Annotated in this window: 16 protein-coding genes and 1 pseudogene; 14 read left to right on the forward strand and 3 right to left on the reverse strand. The window is 62.8% G+C overall.

Annotated features, from left to right (window positions below):
* Positions 1-95 precede the first annotated feature (95 nt).
* Positions 96-1,070: an AraC family transcriptional regulator gene (locus Q0L30_RS19790; RefSeq protein WP_296660115.1), complete on the reverse strand. Its 975-nt coding sequence runs from the start codon at positions 1,068-1,070 to the stop codon at positions 96-98.
* Between the two features lie 257 nt (positions 1,071-1,327).
* Between Q0L30_RS19790 and Q0L30_RS19795 the strand changes: the two genes are divergently transcribed.
* The 14 genes and pseudogenes from Q0L30_RS19795 (at position 1,328) to ald (ending at position 12,910) form a co-directional block, all read left to right on the forward strand.
* Positions 1,328-2,161 (forward strand): SDR family NAD(P)-dependent oxidoreductase, encoded by an 834-nt coding sequence (locus Q0L30_RS19795; RefSeq protein WP_296660118.1) that lies wholly within the window; start codon positions 1,328-1,330, stop codon positions 2,159-2,161.
* A gap of 13 nt (positions 2,162-2,174) precedes the next feature.
* Positions 2,175-3,326: an acyl-CoA dehydrogenase family protein gene (locus Q0L30_RS19800; RefSeq protein WP_296660120.1), complete on the forward strand. Its 1,152-nt coding sequence runs from the start codon at positions 2,175-2,177 to the stop codon at positions 3,324-3,326.
* Positions 3,323-4,357, forward strand: a complete 1,035-nt coding sequence (locus Q0L30_RS19805) for a CaiB/BaiF CoA-transferase family protein (protein WP_296660123.1) — start codon at positions 3,323-3,325, stop codon at positions 4,355-4,357. Before Q0L30_RS19800 ends, Q0L30_RS19805 begins: the two co-directional genes overlap by 4 nt.
* 182 nt (positions 4,358-4,539) lie before the next feature.
* Positions 4,540-5,724 (forward strand): lipid-transfer protein, encoded by a 1,185-nt coding sequence (locus tag Q0L30_RS19810; protein WP_296660126.1) that lies wholly within the window; start codon positions 4,540-4,542, stop codon positions 5,722-5,724.
* 10 nt (positions 5,725-5,734) lie between these two features.
* Entirely contained in the window at positions 5,735-6,175 is a 441-nt protein-coding gene (locus tag Q0L30_RS19815; protein WP_296660129.1) for a MaoC family dehydratase N-terminal domain-containing protein, read from the forward strand.
* Positions 6,176-6,186: 11 nt separating this feature from the next.
* On the forward strand, positions 6,187-6,603 hold the full coding sequence (locus Q0L30_RS19820; protein WP_296660282.1) for a MaoC family dehydratase: 417 nt from the start codon (positions 6,187-6,189) through the stop codon (positions 6,601-6,603).
* 26 nt (positions 6,604-6,629) lie between these two features.
* Positions 6,630-7,234 (forward strand): annotated as a pseudogene (locus tag Q0L30_RS19825) (FAD-binding protein); the annotation flags it as partial.
* Between the two features lie 149 nt (positions 7,235-7,383).
* Complete coding sequence (locus Q0L30_RS19830; RefSeq protein ID WP_296660290.1) at positions 7,384-7,563, forward strand: hypothetical protein; 180 nt, start codon at positions 7,384-7,386, stop codon at positions 7,561-7,563.
* Positions 7,564-7,590: 27 nt separating this feature from the next.
* Entirely contained in the window at positions 7,591-8,313 is a 723-nt protein-coding gene (locus Q0L30_RS19835; RefSeq protein WP_296660131.1) for a hypothetical protein, read from the forward strand.
* Between the two features lie 110 nt (positions 8,314-8,423).
* On the forward strand, positions 8,424-8,624 hold the full coding sequence (locus Q0L30_RS19840) for a hypothetical protein (protein ID WP_296660134.1): 201 nt from the start codon (positions 8,424-8,426) through the stop codon (positions 8,622-8,624).
* Positions 8,621-9,214: a hypothetical protein gene (locus Q0L30_RS19845; RefSeq protein ID WP_296660137.1), complete on the forward strand. Its 594-nt coding sequence runs from the start codon at positions 8,621-8,623 to the stop codon at positions 9,212-9,214. The genes Q0L30_RS19840 and Q0L30_RS19845 overlap by 4 nt, the downstream gene beginning before the upstream one ends.
* A gap of 14 nt (positions 9,215-9,228) precedes the next feature.
* Positions 9,229-10,830, forward strand: coding sequence for an FAD-dependent oxidoreductase (locus Q0L30_RS19850; RefSeq protein WP_296660140.1), 1,602 nt, complete (start codon positions 9,229-9,231; stop codon positions 10,828-10,830).
* 197 nt (positions 10,831-11,027) lie between these two features.
* The gene (locus Q0L30_RS19855; RefSeq protein WP_296660143.1) at positions 11,028-11,324 is read left to right on the forward strand and encodes an EthD family reductase; all 297 of its coding nucleotides are present in this window, start codon (positions 11,028-11,030) and stop codon (positions 11,322-11,324) included.
* Positions 11,325-11,794: 470 nt separating this feature from the next.
* Entirely contained in the window at positions 11,795-12,910 is a 1,116-nt protein-coding gene (ald, locus tag Q0L30_RS19860; protein WP_296660146.1) for an alanine dehydrogenase, read from the forward strand.
* Positions 12,911-13,102: 192 nt separating this feature from the next.
* Here the strand turns inward: ald and Q0L30_RS19865 are convergent, their stop codons facing one another.
* Both Q0L30_RS19865 and Q0L30_RS19870 read right to left on the reverse strand, forming a co-directional pair.
* Positions 13,103-14,662, reverse strand: coding sequence for a class I adenylate-forming enzyme family protein (locus Q0L30_RS19865; RefSeq protein WP_296660149.1), 1,560 nt, complete (start codon positions 14,660-14,662; stop codon positions 13,103-13,105).
* Positions 14,663-14,798: 136 nt separating this feature from the next.
* Complete coding sequence (locus Q0L30_RS19870) at positions 14,799-15,308, reverse strand: acetone carboxylase subunit gamma (protein WP_296660152.1); 510 nt, start codon at positions 15,306-15,308, stop codon at positions 14,799-14,801.
* Positions 15,309-15,320 lie beyond the last annotated feature (12 nt).

Below are 15,320 nucleotides of genomic sequence, written 5' to 3' on the forward strand. Positions count from 1 at the left end.
GACGGCACGCGCCGCGCGTGTGAGGCTTACCGGAGGCGAGGCGTTTCAATGCACCCGGTGAGCGCTCTACATGGTTGTTGACGCACCCGATTCGGCTAATTCTGTTTGCCTCGACGATACGTCCCCGGCGCGGCGCCGGTCCAGCTCTTGAAAGCACGCTGGAATGCGGCGCTGTCCGTGAAACCGAGCTCACGCGCCAGCTCGGCGAGCGAGACTGAACTGGTATTCAATCGAACAATGGCTGTGTCGCGTCGCAGATCGTCCTTCAACGTTTGAAAGGAAGTGCCTTCCTGCGCAAGTTTCCTTTGCAGCGTCGCGATGGAAACGTGCAGCGATTCAGCGGTGGTGGCAAGGTCCGGCCAAACGGGCTGGCAAAGATGCAGGTAGCTGCGCACGCGGGCGCTGACAACATCGTCTGACCGGCGCGGCAGAATGATGTTGGCCTGTGCGTCGGCGAGGAAGTGACGTAGCGCGGTTTCCTCGCGCCGTACCGGGCGCTGCAGCCATGCAGCATCGAACCAGAATGCGGTCTGGGGCTGATCGAACGCTATATCGGCGGGAAAGGCGTTGCTGTAGCTGCCGGTATAAGGCGAGCAAGCGAAGGGGAAATCAAAGCGTGTAGCTGGCATGCGCCCCCCCGCGAGCCAGGCAAGCAGGCGCCAGAAAACCCGTAGCAAAAGCGCGTGGAGAAACGTCTGCTCTGCTGCCTGCGGGCTGCTGAACCGGAAAACCAGACACGCCGAGCCGGCTTCGCGATGCAGTTCAAGGGCGACATCGTCTTGCAGTAGCCAGAACACATGGGACATTCGCTGGATGGCATTTTCCAGGGTCCGCGCGCCCAGGGCGCTTCTTGCAAGCAGTGCGAAACTGCCGAGTTTCAGCGGCCTGGAGAAGAAGCCCAGACCTTCGTCTCCAAAGCGTTCGATCGCACCGCGGAACACCTGCGCGTACTGTTGCGCCGTGATGCGTGCGCCCGCGTGCTCCAGCAGGGCGAGAGGAATGCCCGCCTCGGCCAGCAGGTCGTCATACCCTTTGCCGCGCGCCTTCAGTCCTGAGAGCAGTCCGAGCAAGAATGCGACCGGTATCGTCACAGGGGATTGCCGCGTCAATCGATGCTGCCTCCAATGTTGAGGTTTTCTGCAATGCGATCGATGCAATGCGCAATTGCCGGTTCAAGGAGGTGTTTTTAACATGACCAACACCCGCAATCAATCCGCACTTCCGCGCAGCGAGGCTCCGCGAGCCCGCCAGCGGCTTCGACCAGGCAGCGTGCCTGGCGGATAGTGCGGTGCGGATAAATACGAAGCATTAAACGGAGACAAAATTCATGAATCGCAAGCTCGAAGGCAAGGTCGCCCTTGTCACCGGATCGGGTCGCGGCATTGGCCGCGCCATCGCGCTGAAACTCGCCAGTGAGGGCGCGCGCCTCGTCCTCAACGATCTCGATGCCGTACCCGCAGAAGAAGTGGCGTCCGAAATTCGTGCGGCAGGCGGTGAGGCCGTGGTCTGTGCGGGCTCGGTCACCGCGCCGGATTTCGCGGAGCGTTTTGTCGGCGCCGCCGTCAGTGAATACAAAGGTCTGGACATCATCGTCAACAACGCCGGCTATACCTGGGATAACGTCATTCAGAAAATGACGGACGAACAGTGGTACGCCATTCTCGACTGCCACTTGACCGCGCCCTTCCGTATTCTGCGCGCCGCGCAGCCGGTGATCCGGCAGTTGTCGAAGGCCGAAACCGAAGCGGGCAAACGCGTGTTGCGCAAGGTGGTCAACATCTCGTCGGTCGCGGGGATTTTTGGCAATGCCGGCCAGACCAACTACTCGACTGCCAAGGCGGGCATCATCGGCATGACCGAGACGCTGGCCAAAGAGTGGGGGCGCATGAACGTCACGGTGAACTGCGTGGCTTATGGCCTGATCAAGACGCGTCTGACCGAAGCGACGGCTGACAACAACGCTACGGCCAATATCGAGGGGCGCGAGATCAAAGTCGGGGTGAATCCCGACCTGATGGCCGCGATGGAGCGGGGCATTCCGCTGGGCCGTGCCGGTACGCCGGAAGAGGCTGCCGACGCCGTCTACCTGTTTTGCATCCCCGAGTCCGACTATGTGAGCGGACAGACGCTGCTGTGTACCGGCGGCCTGACCGGCATTTAAAGGAGACGTCACCATGATGCCGAGATTGCTCCGCCAGCCCTGGATGGATGACGACATCGAAGCCTTCCGCGAGCAGGTGCGCCGCTATATCGCGGGAGAGTTGTCGCCGCAACTGGATGGCTGGCGCCGTCAGGGTTACATTCCGCGCGAAGTCTGGCGTCCCTTCGGGGAAATGGGCTTCATGCTGCCCGAAATCGACGAAGCCTATGGTGGCGTGGGCACCAATCTGGCGTACCAGCTGGTGGTGCAGGACGAACTGGCCAAGGCCGAAGTGCCCGCCAACACGGCGGTCCACACGATCGCTGCGCATTACATCCTCGATTACGGTACCGAAGCGCAGAAACAGCGCTGGCTGCCCAGGCTCGCGAGTGGCGAGATGCTGGCCGGCATCGCACTGACCGAACCGGGATGCGGCTCCGATCTGCAGGCGCTGCGTACCCGTGCCCGCCGCGACGGCGGCGAATACGTCATCGACGGCGCCAAGACCTTCATCACTAACGGTTTTACTGCCAATCTGCTGGTGGCGGCGGTGCGCACCGGGGAGGCTGGTAGCCGCGGCGTATCGCTGATCGTGCTGGAAACCGGGAACCTGAAGGGTTTCCAGGTCGGGCGGCGGCTGGAGAAGCTGGGCCAGCATGCATCCGATACGGCCGAACTGTCGTTCGACGGTGTGCGCGTGCCGGCGGATCACCTGCTCGGCGAGGTCGAGGGCAAAGGCTTTGCGCAGTTGATGAGCCAGCTTCCGTACGAACGCCTGTTACTCGCTGTGCCGGCCGCGGCGGTGATCGAGCGTGCCGTCGAACTGACGCTCGAATACACCCAGCAACGCAAGGCATTTGGCCAGTCGGTTTACGAATTCCAGAACACTCGCTTCAAGCTGGCGGAATGCGCGACGATGGCCCACGTGGTGCGCTCGTTCGTCAATGACTGTATTCAGCGTCTGCTGGACGGCAAGCTCGACGACACGGCCGCCTATATGGCCAAGTGGTGGTGCACGGAGCAGCAGTGCCGCGTGACAGATGAGTGCCTGCAGCTCTTCGGCGGCTACGGCTACATGGCCGAGTACCCGATCGCCCGCCTGTATGCGGATGCCCGCATTCAGAAAATCTATGGCGGCACCAACGAGATCATGAAAGAACTGATCGCACGGAAGCTGCCGCAATGAATCCGCCGCTGAAAGGGGTTCGCGTCGTCGAGTTCGAGGGTCTCGGTCCCGGTCAGCTGGCCGGTCGCATGCTCGCGGACATGGGCGCGCAGGTGACGGTCATTGCGCGGCCGCAGAAAGGCGCGGTGACCGAACTACTGGGTGGCGCCGGCGGCAATCCGCTGCGTTTGGGCAAAACCATCGTCATGCTCGATCTCAAGCGCGACGAAGACCGGGCCAGGGCGCGAGAACTGGTGGTCAGGGCCGATGCGCTGATCGAAGGCAACCGGCCCGGCGTGATGGAAAAGCTGGGTCTCGGGCCTGCCGACTGCGCCACGATCAATCCGAAGCTGGTCTACGGCCGCATGACCGGCTGGGGCCAGCAAGGGCCTCTGGCGATGGCGGCCGGGCACGACCTGAACTACGTGGCGCTGACCGGCTTGCTGTCGTTGTCGGCGCACCGAGGTGAGCGGCCAATCGTGCCGCCTACCGTGGTGGGCGATGCCGCCGGTGCACTGGGGCTCGCTTTCGGCATGGTTTGCGCGCTCCTGGATGTGCGTGCCGGTGGCCGTGGGAGGGTGGTGGACGGTGCGATCGTCGATGTGCTGGCGATGCTTGGAACGCTCGCACAATGGCTCCGCGGCAGCGGGCAACTGGACGGCGTCAAGCCGAGCCCCTTCCACGATTCGCCGTTTTACGACGTCTACGCCTGTGCCGATGGGGGCTTCATCACGCTCGGTGCGCTGGAGCCGCAGTTTTACGCATTACTGCTGGAAAAGCTCGGTCTGAGCGATGTCGATCCAGCGGCTCAATACGACGTACGGACCTGGCCTGCGCTGAAGAAACGGTTCGCCGCGCTGTTCGCCAGCCAGCCCCGTGCGTACTGGGACACGCTGCTGGAAGGCAGCGACGTCTGCTACGCGCCCGTACTCAGTGTTGCCGAGGCGGCGGTGCATCCACACAACGCGGCGCGTGGAATTTACAGCGTCGGGGCCGACGGCGGAATACACGTGGTCGCAGCGCCACGCTTCGCACCGCTTGGTTCCGCGTAGCGACGCGTTAGACGCTGATCGCAGGCTGCAAGTTGTTCCGGCCGCGTGAGCTTCATCGAATCCCTGTCAATGTCGGGATTCGGGGAAATTTACAAGGCCGCCCCACGGGAACCCGATTGGCGCGCATACGAACGCCGGGGCTCCCTGGTCACATATTTACTGCTTTTACTTTGGAGCAAGCTATGACTCACCATGTCGTTGTTGCCGGTGTCGGAATGATCCCCTTTACGAAGCCGGGGACGAACGAGCCCTATCCGCAAATGGCGGCCAAGGCCACGGCTGCCGCGTTGACTGACGCAGGCATTCCGTACGACAAAGTGCAGCAGGCCTACATCGGCTATGTGTACGGGGATTCGACCGCGGGTCAACGCGCGCTTTACGAAGTGGGTATGACCGGCATTCCGGTGGTCAACGTCAACAACAACTGTTCGACCGGTTCGACGGCGCTGTTCCTCGCGCGCCAGGCGGTGGCCAGCGGTGCGGCCGAATGCGTATTGGCACTGGGATTCGAGCAGATGAAACCGGGCGCACTCGGTGCTTATTTTGACGACCGCCCGAGCCCGTTCGATCGCTTCGAGCAGGCCACGGACGAGATCGTCGGTAACGCCGAGGTGCCGCTGGCACTGCGTTACTTTGGGGGCGCGGGCCTCGCGCATATGCAGCAGTACGGCACGCAGCTGTCTACCTTCGCGAAGATCCGTGCCAAGGCGAGTCGCCACGCGTCCAACAACCCGGTGGCGCTCTTTCGTACGGTAGTCACCGAAGAAGAGGTGCTGGCCGCACCCGCAGTGTGGCCCGGCGTGATGACCCGCCTGATGGCTTGCCCCCCCACCTGTGGCGCGGCAGCAGCCATTGTCTGTTCGGACGATTTTGCGCGCCGTCATGGCCTGAATCGCACTGTGCGGATCAAGGCCCAGTCCATGACGACCGATCGTCCCGTCACTTTCGAAGCGCATGACATGCGTGAAGTGGTGGGCTTCAGCATGGCTCGGGAGGCGGCGAGGCAAGTGTACGAGGCTGCCGGAGTTGGCCCCGACGATCTGGACGTTGTCGAGCTTCACGACTGTTTTGCCCACAACGAACTGATTACCTATGAAGCGCTCGGACTGTGTCCGGTGGGCGGGGCCGAGAAATTCGTGTGCGATGGCGACAATACCTACGGCGGCAAGGTCGTGACCAACCCGTCGGGCGGCCTGCTCTCCAAGGGGCATCCGCTGGGCGCGACCGGACTGGCGCAATGTACGGAACTGGTCCAGCAACTGCGCGGCACGGCGGACAAGCGCCAGGTCGCGAACGCCCGTCTGGCTTTGCAGCACAACCTCGGCCTCGGCGGCGCCTGCGTGGTGACGCTGTACGAGCGCGTTTGAGGAGGTCGTCATGATCGACAGAAAATGGGTCGGGCACGAGTTGCCGCCATCGGTGCTGCCTATCGAGCGCACCCGCCTGCAGTTCTTCGCCAGGGCCATCGGCGAGACCGACCCGGTTTATACCGACGACGCAGCGGCCCGGCGTTCCGGTTACCCGGATTTGCCGGCGCCGCCCACCTTCCTGTTTGCGGCCGAACTGGATTCAGGCGCCATCGACCAGCTTCTGGAACGACTCGGGGTGCCTCTTGCGAAGCTGCTGCACGGCGAGCAGGGTTTCACCTACCACGCCGCGGCGTGCGTGGGCGACACCATCACGGTGCGCTCCGTTATCGAGGACATCTACGACAAGAAGAATGGCGCGCTCGAATTCGTCGAGAAGACATCGCGCGCCACCAACCAGCGCGGCGAACTTGTCGCCGAACTGCGCACCGTGTTGGTGTGCCGCAACTGAGAGGTTCTGTGATGACGAATCCCGGTTTTGATACGGTGCAGGTCGGCGATCTGCTTCCGGAACTGGTGCTTGCGCCAGTCGATCGCACCACGCTCGCGCTCTTTGGCGGCGCCTCGGGCGACCATAATCCCATCCATATCGACACTGACTTTGCGCGTCGCGCCGGCATGCCGGATGTGTTTGCGCACGGGATGCTCGGCATGGCATGGCTTGGCCGCCTGCTGACGAAGTGGGTGCCGCAGGCACAATTGCGCCGCTTCGATGTGCGTTTCCAGGGCATCACGCATCTGGGTAACACGATCACCTGCCGCGGGCACGTGGCCGAGAAGTTCGAGGACGATGGCGAGCAGCGCGTTCGTCTGGAGATTCATACCGTGAATCAGTTCGGCATCCAGAAGATCGCTGGTGAGGCCGTCGTGGCGCTCTAGTTTCACGATGGCCGGAGCGCAAAGAAATGACGATTCTGGTTATTGCCGAACACGACAACCGGTCGATCAACGCGGCGACGCTGAACACGGTGGCGGCCGCAGCGGTTGTTGCCATGTTCGTCGACGAGGACATCCACGTGTTGGTCGCGGGCCATAACGCGGGGGATGCGGTGGAAGAAGCCTCGAAGCTCGCCGGGGTCGTGAAGGTGCTGGTGGCCGACGGGCCGCAACTGGCGGCCGGACTGGCGGAGAACGTCGCGACGGCTGCACTGAACATCGCGAAGGACTACTCGCACATCCTCACGCCCGCAACGGCTTACGGCAAGCACATCGCGCCGCGCATCGCGGCGAGTCTCGATGTCGCGCAGATCCCGGACATCACGGCCGTTGTCGGCATCGACACGTTCGAGCGTCCGCTCTACGCGGACAACGCGATCGTGACGGTGCAGTCGAGCGATCCGATCAAGGTGATCACAGTACGCGCGACGGGCTTCGATCCGGTGGCAAGAGAGGGCGGTAGTGCGGCGGTCGAGAAGATCGAGGCGGGCGCGGATGCGGCGGCCAGACGGGCAAGATCGTCGCACCGCATCGGTACATCGCGCTGGGCATCTCCGGCGCGATTCAGCACCTCGCCACAAAAGTAGCTGCCCCTGCGACGCCCGGTGCGGTTCATCGGTTTTCGTCCGACTCCCCCCTACCTCTTTTCCCCTGCCAGCGGCAGGGGTGGCGGAAGGACGCATCGCTTGTACAGTCCCTCTCAAACACCCGGAAAGGAGACACATGCGCAAGCTCATCAATATCGACCACGGGAGCACGCCGAAGGATATCGGCGTCATCGGCAGTGACCGTACCGTGCCTGCCAGGACCGATAAAACTCCCCGCGCCCTGTCGAAATGCTTTGTCGACGGCCTCAGGCGCGGCGATCTATTCCGCTCACCCTGTCTTCGTCAGCTTGTTTGAGACGTACGTTTTTCATGGAGAACAAAGATGAATCAACCCTCCGGCAACGTGGTGCGCTTTACGGCCTGGAGCGCCATCATTGGCGGCATCCTGGCCTACCTGACCATGGGCCTGCTGCTGAGCGCGACCGGCTCGGACTCCGGAATGATCGTCAACGGTGCGGCGATGCTGGCGTTGCCGGCCGATATGCGTGAGCTCTATCGCTGGTCGATGATTGCCGACACGTTCGGCTTCTACCTGCCGTTCCTGGTCATCGGCGGGTACTTGCTGCACGCGTTTCGCGAGGAGCTTGGCGCGCTGGGCACGATGGTCGCATTCGCCATCGTTCTCTACGTCATGGTGGGCGTGACCGGCGCGCTCACTCAGGCGGGCATCATCCACCCGCTCGCCGATTTATCTGCAGGCGGCGATCAGGCCACCAGGGTGGCCGCGGCCGCAGCCTGGACGGCCGTTTCCCATGCTGCCCAGAACGGGCTGTGGTGGATCGAAGGTCCGCTCGTGCTGTTCTTCGGATTCGTCATCGCGAACGTGCTGAAGAAAAACGGCTGGAAAGGGACGCTTCTGCTGAAGCTTGCCAGCGGGTTCTACGGGCTCTTCTTCGTGTCCGGTTTTTTCCTCGACCTCGAAGAGGTGTCGAGCACCTGCGAGATGGTCGGCGTACTGGTGCTGCCTGCGTGGATGCTGCTGTTCGGCTGGCAACTGCTGCGCCGCTCGGGTGCCAGCGTCGAGTCGAGTCCGACCCTGGCCTGAGAATCCGGGTCTCGCCTGATTACATTTCGCATTCGAATGCCTGGTTACCCTATTTAATAAAGCTGCGCTCAGCAAGGCGGCATCAATATTTTTTGGAGGAAGACAGCGCCATGAAGCAAAGCATCAATGGGCGCGCTGGTGTGGCCGCCGGTTTACGCGCGTTCGCATTCAGCAGCATCCAGACCCCTGTGTCGGTACAGGAGGCTGAAAAGCCGGGAAACGAACTGTTGCCGTCCGGTGCCGGGAAGGCCGCAAACAAGGATGATCCGGTCCCGGCCTGTCGGCCATTCAGGTTGGAGGGCAAGGCGTGAATACCACGAATTTTTTTGCGAAGCGGCGCTTTCTCAAGATGACGTTGCTCGGTATCGGCGGCGCTGTTGCGCTGGCATCCGGCGGCTTCGGCTATCTCACGATGACGAATCGCTATCGTGAGCGCTACGGCAAGCTGCTGTCGCTTGACGGCCACCTGGCCGACATCGTGCACACGCTGGCCGAGGTCAGCGTGCCGGACCGCCCCGGATTCCCGAGCGTCGAGCAGGCCGAGATCGTGACGCGCATGGACGAGGAGATGTACTTCGTCAGCGACGGCATCAGCAGCGATCTGCGCGCCGCGTTCTACCTGCTCGAGATGCTGCCGCTGGCCAGGGGCTACATGTCGCGCTTCTCGCGCCTCTCGATGGCCGAGCGCCGCAAGTTCCTTGTCGAGGCTAGCGACACCACGGACGACGCCCAGCGCGTCGTCATCTTCAGTCTGCCGGCGATGATTCGCTGGTACTACTACGGCCATCCATCGAGCTGGAAGGCCATCGGCTACGACGGCCCGTTCATGAACCTGCCGGAAAAACGCAGCGAGCAGCGCGTGTACTACGCGGCGCTGGTCGGCCGCAAGTCACAGGACTGAGGATGGAGCGCAACATGACAGCAATGACGAAACCCTACGAATACACCGACTACGGCACGCTCGACACGATCACCGCCGAGGTGTGCGTGCTCGGATCCGGCTGCGGCGGCGCCACTCTGGCCTACAAGCTCGCCGAAGCGGGCATCGACACGGTGGTTCTGGAGAAAGGCGGCTACTATCCGGCGTCGACCTTCGACAATCGCGAGCTGAACCAGTCCGGCAAGGTCGATGCCGAGCGCGGCCTTGCCTCCTCGACCGATGGCTCGACGTATTTGTACTATGGCGAACTGGTCGGCGGCACCTCGGTGCACTATTGGGCCGACAGCTTTCGCACGCCGGACGACCGTCTGGCGCTGTGGAGCGAGCGCTATGGCGTCACGGGGCACAGCGCGAAGGATCTCGCGCCGATCTTCGACGACATCGAGCGGCGTCTGCACATCGCCGAGATGGACCCGAAATACCACAACCGCATGAACGAGCTGTTCCGCGACGCGGTGCAGGCGCTCGACTGGCAGCTCATGCCGATCAAGCAGGCGAGGAACGGCTGCGCGGGCTCGGGCCATTGCATGCAGGGCTGCGCGGTCAACGCCAAGCAGAGCCAGCTTGTCACCAGCCTGCCGTCGGCGATGGCGCTGGGCGCGCGCGTCTATGCGGACCTGAGGGCCGACGAGTTCACCTTCGACGGCAATCGCGTGACGCAACTGTCGGCCAGCGTGATCGACCGCCGGCGCAACCGGCCTGGCGGCAAGAAGGTGACGGTCAAGGCCAAACACTTCGTCGTTGCAACGGGCGGCTTCAACACGCCGACCTTCATGCTGTCGCAGCCTCGCCTGCGCGAATCGCTGCCGGCGCTGGGCAAGCATTTCGGCATGAATCCGGTCGGGTTCGCACACGCCATGTTCAACGAGCCGATCATCATGTGGCGCAAGCCCCCGGCCTGCTTTGGCGTGGACGGCTTCAGCCGTGCCCGCTACGACGCCCATGGCAACTACGTCGAAGGCGGCTATCTGCTGGTGCCCGACCAGCTCCATCCCGCCATGTTGGGGTACTCGATCGGCGGCTTCGACGCCGCCGGCGCCGACTGGATGGAGAACTTCTCGCACGTGGGCGGCGCGATCGGCCTGATCGACGACCATCCCGACGAGCTCGGCGAGATCCGGCTTGACTCCAGGGGGCAGCGCGATCTGGTGTATCCGTATGGCCCCACCACGCAGAAGATGCTCCGCGACATGCTGAAGAAGATCGTGATCATCCTCTTCAAGGCCGGCGCCTCCAAGGTGATGATTCCCGACATGCGCCGCACGGAACTCAAGTCGGTGGACCAGATCGGTCTCATCGACAACATCGAGATCAAGCCTGGCAGCCTGTTCCTCGGCGGGGCCCATCCGTTCGGCGGCTGCCGCATGGGCACGGACCCGAGGACTTCGGTGACCGATTCCAGCCATCGCGTGCACGGGTTCGACAACCTGTTCGTGTCCGATCCTTCGGTGTTCCCCATCGGGCCATCGGTGGACCCGAGCGAGACGATCATGGGCTTCAGCTATATCGCCGCTTCCCATGTGGCTGCCGCGCTCGGCAAGAAGCTGGCCGATCTGCCGGGTTCGTCCGTGAGCTGACCGCCAGTGCGCCAATGACACGCAGGAGCGCCCGCAGCCTGGCCGATGCCGCGGACGCTCCTGCCGCGTCGTAGCGCATGCCGTAGCGCATGCGATGTTGTTCGCGCCAACGCGCAATTCACGCCGCACGGCATTCAAACGAAGCGTGCGCATCCACCTAAGGCAGCGCCTAAACACATCTCAACACGGGACTGAATATGACTACCCTGATCGTGAGCTACCCGAGCACGGAAGGCGGGACGTTTGACCGCGAGTACTACCTTTCGACCCATGCTCCACTTGTGCGCTCTGCGTGGAGCGAGTTTGGCCTGCAATCAGCCGAGGTCCTGTTTCCATCGCCAGCTCAGCAACCATTCGCATGCGTGGCGATACTGCGTTTCATCGATCAGGCCGCGATCAATATGGCCCTTTCGTCGGCCAAAACCGCTGAGATCATTGGCGATGTGAAGAACTTCACCAATATCACGCCGACGATGTTCTGCGCGGACGACTGACTGCCTCGGTCAAGGCGTCGTTGGTAAATTGGCCGCACTTGCCGGTGTCGACGGATTCAGGCGGGCAGGGTGCATTCAGTTTCCGGCGCAACCGGCAGTCGATGCGTGAACAGACGGCGGCTTGCGCTAGTGCAAGCCGGGATCCTTTAAACAGGAAAAAGAACTGCTTTCACAAAAAAAACAGTTATGTCAGCTACTGCGGTTGAACTAGCATGGGCGCAGAACAAGAAATTCGCGCGGACCGCAGTATAAAGTCCTGACGCGTCAAAAGACTGCGCGTATCCGTGGCCATCGTTACGATCGCCGATGTCCGCAACGCGCCTGTCGACGGCCATGCGACGCTTCGGCAGTATCTGATTCATTCGTTATACGAAACGTCGAAAAAGCGATAAAGCTCGCCGGACAGAGGCAATTTCCGGTGTCCCGATCCCTGGTTGGGTGGGGGCATCTCCATATCGAGGAGAGACAAAATGCTGATTGGCGTTCCAAAGGAAATCAAGAATCACGAGTATCGCGTTGGGTTGATCCCGGCAAGCGTGCGTGAACTGACTGCGCGTGGACATCAGGTCATGGTGCAGACTTCGGCCGGCACGGCGATCGGTTTGTCCGACGATGCATATCGCGCCGCAGGGGCTGTGATGTGCGACGGTGCGGCGGAAATATTCGCTCGCGCGGACATGATCGTCAAAGTCAAGGAGCCCCAGCCGGTCGAGTGCAGCATGCTGCGTGCGGGGCAGATTCTGTACACCTACCTGCACCTCGCGCCCGATCCGGAGCAAACCGCCGCGCTGGTGAAATCGGGTGCCGTCTGTGTCGCATACGAAACCATTACGTCGGCGGGCGGCGGGTTGCCCTTGCTCGCGCCGATGAGCGAAGTGGCTGGCCGTATGGCCATTCAGGCCGGCGCCGCGCATCTGGAGAAGTCCAAAGGCGGTCAGGGCCTGCTGCTTGGCGGCGTGCCCGGCGTGGCGCCTGCCGACGTGGTCATCATCGGCGCCGGCGTAGTCGGGACCAACGCCTTGCAGATGGCGGTCGGCGTTGGCGCGAGGGTGACGGTGCTCGACAAGAACATCGACCGCTTGCGGCAGCTCGATCTTGTCTACGGCAACCGCATTCGCACCTTGTACTCGAATGCACAGGTCATCGAGGAGAATGTGGCGAACGCGGATCTCGTGATTGGCGGCGTGCTGATTCCCGGCGCCGCTGCGCCCAAACTGGTTACACGCAGCATGATCGGACAGATGAAGGCAGGTTCGGTCGTGGTCGATGTGGCGATCGACCAGGGGGGCTGCTTCGAGACGTCGCACGCAACGACCCATGCCGAGCCCACGTACCTCGTCGACGGCGTAGTCCACTACTGCGTGGCCAACATGCCCGGTGCCGTCGCGCGAACCTCAACCTTTGCGCTGAACAATGCAACCATTGGTCACGCGATCGCCCTGGCTGACAAGGGATGGAAGAAAGCACTGGGAGACGACGTGCATCTGAGTCATGGATTGAACGTCTGCGAGGGCAAGGTGACCTACGAAGCGGTGGCGAAAGATCTTGGCTACCAGTATGTACCGGTGAGCGAGGTGCTCGGCTGACGGGTGCGAATCGCATCTGGTTCACCGACTTCCTGTAGCTGAAGCGCACCGCGGCAGGCGTGATCCTGTCGATGATCTGCGGCCAGCATGTGCCTTTGACGGAGGGCGCATGCTGGCTTTTTTTCTGGTGCTCCGGTGCGCCTGAATGATCTGTAAACCACGCGTATACAAGCCATGTCGCCGATAACGGATTCACTGCCCGGCCAGGCTCCAGCGCCAGGTCCTGGCGTTCGCGTTATCTTCCGGCCCGGATCGGGCCAGGAGGTCGCGCAACGCAGTCTTGACCACTTTACCGGTGCTGTTCTTCGGCAATGCTTCGACGAACAGGTAGGCTCTCGGACGCTTGAAGCGGGCAATGCGGTCGAGGCACCATTGGTCAAGCTCCGGCGTGGTCAATTGAGCCCCCGCCATCGGCACCACGATGGCGACCACTTCTTCTCCCCACTCAGGATGACTGCGCCCGAGCACGGAAACCTCGCTCACCGCGGGATGCGCAAGCAGCACATCTTCCACCTCACGGGGATAGACATTGGAGCCTCCGCTGATGATCACGTCCTTGCTGCGGTCTTTTAGTATGAGCCGGCCGTGCTCGTCCAGGCACCCGACATCGCCGGTGTGCAGCCAGCCGTTGCGAAGCGTCGCGGCACTGGCGGGCGCGTTGTTCCAGTAACCTTGCATGACGGCGGGGCCGCGCACGAGCACCTCGCCGATTTCGCCCGGCGGCACAGGGCGGTCTTCGGCATCGGCAATTCGAACTTCGACGCCGGGCAGGGGGCGTCCGACCGACGACAGCGCTCCCAGGTCGCCGTCGGCATGCGCGGCCGCGATCTCCGCAGGCGACTGTGCGGTGATGGTCATGGGGCTTTCGCCTTGGCCATAGATCTGGGCGATCCTCGAACCGAGACAGTCGAGTGCGGCGATCTCGTCTTCGAGGTAGAGCGGCGCGCCGCCGCAGACGACGACCTCGAGACTGGACAGATCAGCCCCGGTTCGCCGCACATGGTCGACCAGGCGGTTAAGGATGGTCGGCGCGGCAAAAAAGCCCGGATGCCTGTGCGCCGCGATGAGACCGGCCAGCTCGGCTGCGTCGAAGCCGCCCGAGAGCGGAATGACCTGGCTTGCACCGCCAGCGAGGTAAGGGATGACATAGAGTCCCGAGCCATGGGACATCGGCGCCACGTGGATCAGGCTGTCGCCCGGCGTGATGCGGGCGACAGCGCCGGAATACGCCCGCGACATGGCGGCCAGGTTGCCGTGCGAGAGCATGACGCCTTTAGGCTTGCCCGTCGTTCCACTGGTGTAAAAGAGCCATGCCATGGCATCGCCGTCGACGGTGGCCAACGGCATGCCCGGCGTCGCAAACAGGCTGCGGTATTCCGTTGAGCCAACAACAATGGTCAGGGTGTCGGGGACGTTCTGGTCGCCGGTGACGAAACAGACGCGGGCGCCGCTATCCGCCACGATGTGGCGGATTTCGCTCTCGTGCAGCTTTGCATTGACCGGCACGGCGCAGAGACCGGCGTGCCAGATTGCGTACAGCAGTTCGACGTATTGAGGGCAGTTCTTCATGACCAGCGCAACCCGGTCGCCGGCATTGAGCCCGAGTTGCTCGCGCAGGCCGTGGGCGCCACGTGCGGTGCGGTCGGCGAGTTCGGCGAAGGTGGCGAACGCGTCGGCGCCGTGAAAGATTGCAACCCGGTCGGGGCTGGCCTTGGCCGCGAGAACGAGCGTGTGTGCGAGGTTGGGGTTCATGTCCGGTCTTGTTTCGTGCGAGGAGCGTTCGGTGCACGCGGGCGGCAACATGCGGGCAAGCGTCGAGGTGCGCAAATCGCCGACGTCTTCGTCGCAACAGGGGGCAGGCAACGCCCGCCCCCTCGCGCACGCGGCGCTAGTCCGCGGCCCGCTCCGGCACCGGCAGATTGACCCATTCCTTGTAGAACGCATCGATGTCCGGCTCGAAGTCATGAATCACCGGATACCACGGCGTCGGCGCCTCGACGTCGTGCATGACGCCGCACTGCGGGCAATAGTACTCACGATACACCTGCCACTGGGTGTCCGGGGCCATCAGCTTCGGATAGACCTCGGTCATGGACTCTTCCGTGTCGCGCACGTAGATGGCGGCATGCAGCTTCCAGTTCTCACGGTAGTCGCAGAAGGCGTGTCCGCAATCGCACTGCGTTACCCACTGCTTCGTTTTGGCCGACTGCACGATGTACAGATGCGGCCCGAGCGGCAGCACGATGCGGTCTGGAAAGCCGACCTTGGCCTGCAGCGCCGCGAGGTACTGCTCGAAGCGGCTGTCGTCCTTGGGCATCGACAGCATGCGGAAGGTGGTTTCCCAGTCCAGCGTGCCTTCGACGAGGTGGGCGACCTGTTCGTTGGTGTAGGTAGACATGTTTCGATTCCT

The sequence above is a fragment of the Paraburkholderia sp. genome, assembly GCF_024281035.1.
Taxonomy (GTDB): Bacteria; Pseudomonadota; Gammaproteobacteria; order Burkholderiales; family Burkholderiaceae; genus Paraburkholderia.

Coding starts and splice junctions, on each gene's coding strand:
- Q0L30_RS19810 (WP_296660126.1), top strand. CDS start 4,540: ATGACTCACCATGTCGTTGTTGCCGGTGTCGGAATGATCCCCTTTACG.
- Q0L30_RS19800 (WP_296660120.1), top strand. CDS start 2,175: ATGATGCCGAGATTGCTCCGCCAGCCCTGGATGGATGACGACATCGAA.
- Q0L30_RS19795 (WP_296660118.1), top strand. CDS start 1,328: ATGAATCGCAAGCTCGAAGGCAAGGTCGCCCTTGTCACCGGATCGGGT.
- Q0L30_RS19805 (WP_296660123.1), top strand. CDS start 3,323: ATGAATCCGCCGCTGAAAGGGGTTCGCGTCGTCGAGTTCGAGGGTCTC.
- Q0L30_RS19820 (WP_296660282.1), top strand. CDS start 6,187: ATGACGAATCCCGGTTTTGATACGGTGCAGGTCGGCGATCTGCTTCCG.
- Q0L30_RS19865 (WP_296660149.1), bottom strand. CDS start 14,662: ATGAACCCCAACCTCGCACACACGCTCGTTCTCGCGGCCAAGGCCAGC.
- Q0L30_RS19815 (WP_296660129.1), top strand. CDS start 5,735: ATGATCGACAGAAAATGGGTCGGGCACGAGTTGCCGCCATCGGTGCTG.
- Q0L30_RS19830 (WP_296660290.1), top strand. CDS start 7,384: ATGCGCAAGCTCATCAATATCGACCACGGGAGCACGCCGAAGGATATC.
- Q0L30_RS19835 (WP_296660131.1), top strand. CDS start 7,591: ATGAATCAACCCTCCGGCAACGTGGTGCGCTTTACGGCCTGGAGCGCC.
- ald (WP_296660146.1), top strand. CDS start 11,795: ATGCTGATTGGCGTTCCAAAGGAAATCAAGAATCACGAGTATCGCGTT.
- Q0L30_RS19870 (WP_296660152.1), bottom strand. CDS start 15,308: ATGTCTACCTACACCAACGAACAGGTCGCCCACCTCGTCGAAGGCACG.
- Q0L30_RS19855 (WP_296660143.1), top strand. CDS start 11,028: ATGACTACCCTGATCGTGAGCTACCCGAGCACGGAAGGCGGGACGTTT.
- Q0L30_RS19850 (WP_296660140.1), top strand. CDS start 9,229: ATGACAGCAATGACGAAACCCTACGAATACACCGACTACGGCACGCTC.
- Q0L30_RS19840 (WP_296660134.1), top strand. CDS start 8,424: ATGAAGCAAAGCATCAATGGGCGCGCTGGTGTGGCCGCCGGTTTACGC.